A 5,265-nucleotide genomic window follows, 5' to 3' on the forward strand; every position below is an offset into this window, starting at 1 on the left:
TGGCGTGATGAGTCTCGGACGGTCCGTACTGGTTCTCCAGGAGGACCCCGTCCAAGGTGTCGAGGAAGGCACGGACATCCGGCGTCAACCGCAACGCCTCACCGGATACCAGGATCTCCCGGAGCTTCGACAGTCCCGGCGCCGGCAACGGCTCCGTCAGCCCGCCCGCGGCCACGGCGAGCTGCTGGAGCAGTGACGGCGACAGATAGAGCCGCTCTACTTCGTAACGGGCCATCAGCCGCAACAGCAGGGCGGGTTCCCCCCGTACGTCCTCCCCCGCGATGACCAGCCGGCTGCCGCTCGACAGCGATCCCATGACCTCCAGCAGGGACACGTCGAAGCCCGCGGAGGCGAACTGCAGACACACCGAGGGGCCCGCCGCACCCGCGTCCAGCCACCCGACCGCGTTCTCCAGTGTCCGGTGGGGCACCTCGATGCCCTTGGGGGTTCCGGTGGAGCCGGAGGTGTACACGATGTACATGAGCGCGTCGGGGTGCGCGGTCCGGCGGGGTCGGGTGGCGGGCCGGGCGTCGATGTCGGCGCGGTGCTCTTCCCAGCGCAGGGTGAGGGGACCGAAGGCCTCGGTGTCCTCGCCGCCGGCGGGACCGGCGGGACCGGTGAGGACGAGGTGGGCCCTGGAACTGCGGACCATGTGCTCGAGGCGCTCGCGAGGGTTGCGGGTGTCGAGCGGAAGGTACACGCCCTCGGCCTTCAAAATCCCGAGCAGGGCAACGACGGAATCCGCTCCCGTGGTGCCGCACACACCGACCACCACCTCGGGCCCCACTCCACGGGAGACCAGGAAGCCGGCCAACTGGTTCGCACGGGCCTCGAGTTCTCCGTACGTCGTCTCACAGCCCGCCTCCACCAAGGCCACAGCCTCCGGAGCCCGGTCCACCCACGCCTCGAAACGGTCGACGAGCCGCTCGGCAGGACACTGTTCGGGGATCGATCGATTCATCTCGGACATTCCTCAATTCCAGTCGACGGCCACGCGCATGCTCTTATATCCCTGCACGAGCAGGCCACGGATCCACTGTGGTTCATCCGCGATCGATATCGACTTGGCCTCCCGGCTCAGGACACGCAGCAGAACGTCGATTTCCATCCGGGCCAACGCGGCTCCCATGCAGTGGTGCAGACCGTAGCCAAAGGCCAAGTGTTTGTTGGGGGTGCGCCGCGGTTGAAATTCATCGGGCCGGTCGAATATCCGGGGATCGCGGTTCGCCGCCGGAAGCCAGGCCACCACCGGGCTGCCGACCGGAATCGCCCGTCCGGCGACCGAAAACTCCCCCGTGGTGACCCGCAGGACATGGAGCGCCGGAGAGGCCCATCGCAGTACCTCTTCCACGGCAGGCGCGAAGGCCTCCGGATCTCCGCCGAGCAGGGCCAGGGTGTCGGGCGCCTCGGCCAGGGCGTGGAAGGTACCGGCGACGGCATGCCGCGTGGTCTCGTTCCCGCCGATCAGCACGTTGTCGCAATTCAGCAGCACGTCCTGGTCGTCGAGCTCCGGGTCGGCGAGGAGCGCGCTGACCAGGTCGTCGCCCGGACGCCGCCGCCGCTCCGTGATCATGTCGTAGAAGTAGGAGAGGATCTCGGTGTGCGCCATGGACGGAGTCATGCCGTCGTAGCTGCTGTCCTCCCCGCCGAAAGCATGGCCGGTCAGCGTGATGAGCCGTTCCCGGTCGGCGGCCGGCACGCCGAGGATCTCGCAGACGGTGGCCGCCGGGAGGTACGGCCCGATCCCCTTGGCGACGTCGAACGCACCCCCTTCGTGCCCGCCCTCCCGCGCGGTGCGGAGCAGGCCGGACACCTCCTGCTCGATGCGCTCGGTGAACGAACCAGCGGCCAGGCGGGTGAGGAACGGGCTGACGATGCGGCGCAGCTTCCGGTGCCGGTCACCCTCGGCCGTCACCAGCATGCGGCCCGCGGAGAGATCGACGTGCTCCCGGTCGAACCCGATCATCATGCCGTATTCCGACGTCATCGGAGCCGACGGGGAAAGCACCTTGCCGCACGCTTCGTACGAAAAAACTGACCAAAAACCGTCGTGTGCCTCAGCCGGATCGCTCCAGTGCGGTTCTCCCGCCGCGACCAGAGACCTCCAGCGCGCATATCGATCGGCATTTGTGTAAAGGTCCGGGTTTCCCAGATCCATCGTCCCACCTCACTCATCCGGGCGCGGATACGCTCTGCGCGATAGCGTTTGACACCGAGTGGGCGCCGCCTATGTCATGGCGCCATGCCAAGCGAATCCGTACGAAAAATTGTCAGCTCGTCGCCCTACTGGCCGGTGGTCCGGCACCCGGTTCTGCGGAGAATCCTGCCTGGCGTGGGGCTGTCGTACATCGGGGACGGGATGAGTACCGTCGCCGTCACCTGGCTGGCGCTGGAACTGGCCCCCGAAGGCAGCAGGGGGACGTGGGTGGCGGTCGCCGCAGTGGCGTACATCCTGCCAGGGGCGCTGGGCGGGATTCTCTTCGGCCGTTTGCTGTCGGCCCGCAGCGGGGCTCAACTCGCGGGCTGGGACGCGATCCTGAGGGCGACCGCGCTCGGCCTGATTCCGGTCATGTACGTCCTGGACGCACTGTCCATGGGGCTCTACATCGCACTGCTGGCTGCCTCCTCCCTGTTGCACGCCTGGGGAACGGCCGGGCGCTACACGCTGCTTACCGAAGTCCTACAGGAGCGGCACCACTTGGCGGGGAACGCGGTGATCACGATCTTCAGCGAGTTCGCCACCGTCGTCGGGCCGCCCGTCGCCGCCCTGCTCATCGCCTGGGGAGGCGCGGCGACGGTGATCGCCGTCGACGCGGCCACCTTCGCCCTGCTGGCCCTCACCTATCGCCTGGCCGCACCTCGAACCGCCGCCTCCGACACCCCCCGGAGCCAGGCCTCCCGCTCGGCCGGCTTCCGCGCCATCCTGGGCGACCGCCGTCTGTCCGGACTACTGGCCCTGACCTTCGGATACTTCCTCCTCTTCGGCCCGGTCCTGATCGCCCTGCCGGTCCTGGTCTCCGAGGAACTCGGCGGCTCGGCCGCCATGCTCGCCTGGTACTACACGGCGTTCGGCATCGGCTCGGTGATCGGCGGACTGATCACCGGCTATCTGCGCAACTGGTCACTGTGGCCGACGACCATCGGCATCGTCATCGGCTTCGGCGCCGCTCTGCTGCCCATGGGGCTCGGCGCACCCACCGCCGTCGTGCTGGTCTCCTTCGGCCTGGCGGGCCTCATATGGGCTCCCTACGCGGCCACTTCGACCGTGCTGTTCCAGCGCGCCGCCACCCCGCAGCAGCTGCCGCAGGTGCTCGCGGCCCGAGGCACCGTCATGATCGTCTCGGTGCCCCTGGGCAACATGATCGGCGGACCGCTGAGCACGGCCATCGGCGCACGGCAGACGCTCCTCGCTTCGGCGATCGCCACCGTTCTCCTCGGCCTCGCCGCCGCGGTCGTCGTACTCCTGCGGCGCGGTCGCGCCGCCGCCGCATGACCGCACCCGCGGTGACGTGAGAGGTGTCTCGCTGGCGGGACATGCCGCTCCCCCGGGACCGGGCCGGAGGGAAAGGCCCTCTTCCCATCGAGACCCACGACGAAGCTCCTGGCCGCCGGTGTCACCACCCGGGTGAACCGCGCCGGGAGCTCCGTTCGTTTCCCCGGGCGATTGTTCGTACCTCTCTCTTGCTCCAGGCAATGGGCATGGGTAAATCAACTACGTTGACGGTGGCGCAATGTCATCCAAAACGGCGCGTGGATTTCCCTTACCACAGCAGTCATGCCAGGGAGCGGTAGTGAACGACTTCAGCATCGAACAGCTCGAGCTTATTCAGCAGCGACTTCGAGGGGCCGCTGTCGACGGAGTCGAAGAGCAGCGGATACCGCGTCGCGCAACCCCAGAAGACAACCGGGCGCATGCCTCATTTGCCCAGCGCCGTCTGTGGTTCGTCGACCAGCTGCAGCCCGAATCCCCCGCGTACAACGCCGACTATCTCTGGCGTCTCCGTGGTGACTTCGACACCGCTGCCTTCATGACTGCGCTGAATGAGCTGCGCACGCGCCACGAAATCCTGCGCACGCATTTCGAGAACGTCGCCGGCGAACCCGTCCAGGTCATCGCGGCCCCGGCACCGCTCGACGTGCCCCTCGTCGACTGGTCCGGCAAGGACGAGCGGGAAGCCGAGGAGGAGGCCGTCGCATGGACCCGGCAGGCGGCCGTCGAGCCGTTCGACCTCACCCGGGGGCCGCTGCTGCGGGTCCGGATCATCCGCCTCGCAGCCGACCGCCACCTGCTGATGCTGATCGCCCACCACATCATCGTCGACGGCTGGTCGATGGACGTGTTCTGGCGGGAGCTGGGCGACCTGTACGACGCCGCCCGCGGCGGACGGGCGCCCGCCATGGAACCGCTGCCCATCCAGTACTGCGACTACGCCGAGTGGCAGGAGTCGTGGATGGCTTCGGACGCGGCTCAGCAGCAGCTGACGTACTGGAAGAACCAGCTCCGCGGCGCGCCCGAAGCCATGGACCTGCCCACCGATCACGTTCGGCCCACCGTCCTCAGCGGCCGCGGCGAGCGCGTCGACTTCGCCGTCTCGCACACCACCCTCGCCGCCCTGCGCACCCTGGGCGAAGCACATGACGCGAGCCTGTTCATGGTCCTCTTGGCGGCCTGGGACGTGTTCCTGGCGCGCTGCACCGGCACGAGCGACATCGTCACCGGCACACCGGTTGCCGGCCGGACCTCCAGCGACCTCGAAGGCCTCATCGGCCTGTTCGTGAACCAGCTCCCGCTGCGCGTGAAGTGGGACGGCGACCCGACCTTCGGCGAAATGGTGCGCCTGGTCCGCGACGTCGCCCTGGGCGGGTACGCCAACCAAGACATCCCCTTCGAGCGGGTGGTGGAGGCGGTGGCACCGGACCGCAGGGCGAGCATGAACCCGATCTTCCAGATCGCCTTCGACGGTGGCCGCGAGGACCAGGACCCGCGGCTGCCCGGCCTCGGCCTCGACACCCTCAGCGCCGAGGCCAGCTCAACCGGCTTCGACCTCGAAATGCGGCTCGCCGTCGAGGGCGACTCCCTCGCGGGATCGCTCCGTTACAGCCCCGACCTGTTCGAGCGCGACACCGTCGACCGATTCATCGCCCAGTACTGCCGGGTTCTCGAGGCCGTCGCCGCGGATGCGGAGTTGTGTGTTTCGGAGGTCGTGTTGGTTGACGGCGCGGAGTTGGATCGGGTGCTGGTGGAGTGGAACGCGACGAATGTCA

4 protein-coding genes are annotated in these 5,265 nt (G+C 68.3%); 2 read left to right on the forward strand and 2 right to left on the reverse strand.

The features are described 5' to 3' along the window. Positions 1-961, reverse strand: a 961-nt coding sequence (locus ACFWBY_RS36525; RefSeq protein WP_385345094.1) for an AMP-binding protein, incomplete at its 3' end; no start/stop codon positions are given. A 12-nt stretch (positions 962-973) separates the two neighbouring features. Continuing rightward, positions 974-2,158, reverse strand: a complete 1,185-nt coding sequence (locus tag ACFWBY_RS36530; RefSeq protein ID WP_385345091.1) for a cytochrome P450 — start codon at positions 2,156-2,158, stop codon at positions 974-976. An 84-nt stretch (positions 2,159-2,242) separates the two neighbouring features. Here ACFWBY_RS36530 and ACFWBY_RS36535 point away from each other — a divergent pair, with 84 nt between their 5' ends. Together ACFWBY_RS36535 and ACFWBY_RS36540 are read left to right on the forward strand one after the other, a co-directional pair. Next, a complete protein-coding gene (locus ACFWBY_RS36535; protein WP_385345088.1) occupies positions 2,243-3,493 on the forward strand; it encodes an MFS transporter in 1,251 nt (416 codons plus the stop codon). Positions 3,494-3,791: 298 nt separating this feature from the next. Continuing rightward, the coding region (locus tag ACFWBY_RS36540) for a condensation domain-containing protein (RefSeq protein WP_385409757.1) at positions 3,792-5,265 on the forward strand (1,474 nt) is incomplete at its 3' end.

Source organism: Streptomyces sp. NPDC060049, from assembly GCF_042736715.1.
Taxonomy (GTDB): domain Bacteria; phylum Actinomycetota; class Actinomycetes; order Streptomycetales; family Streptomycetaceae; genus Streptomyces.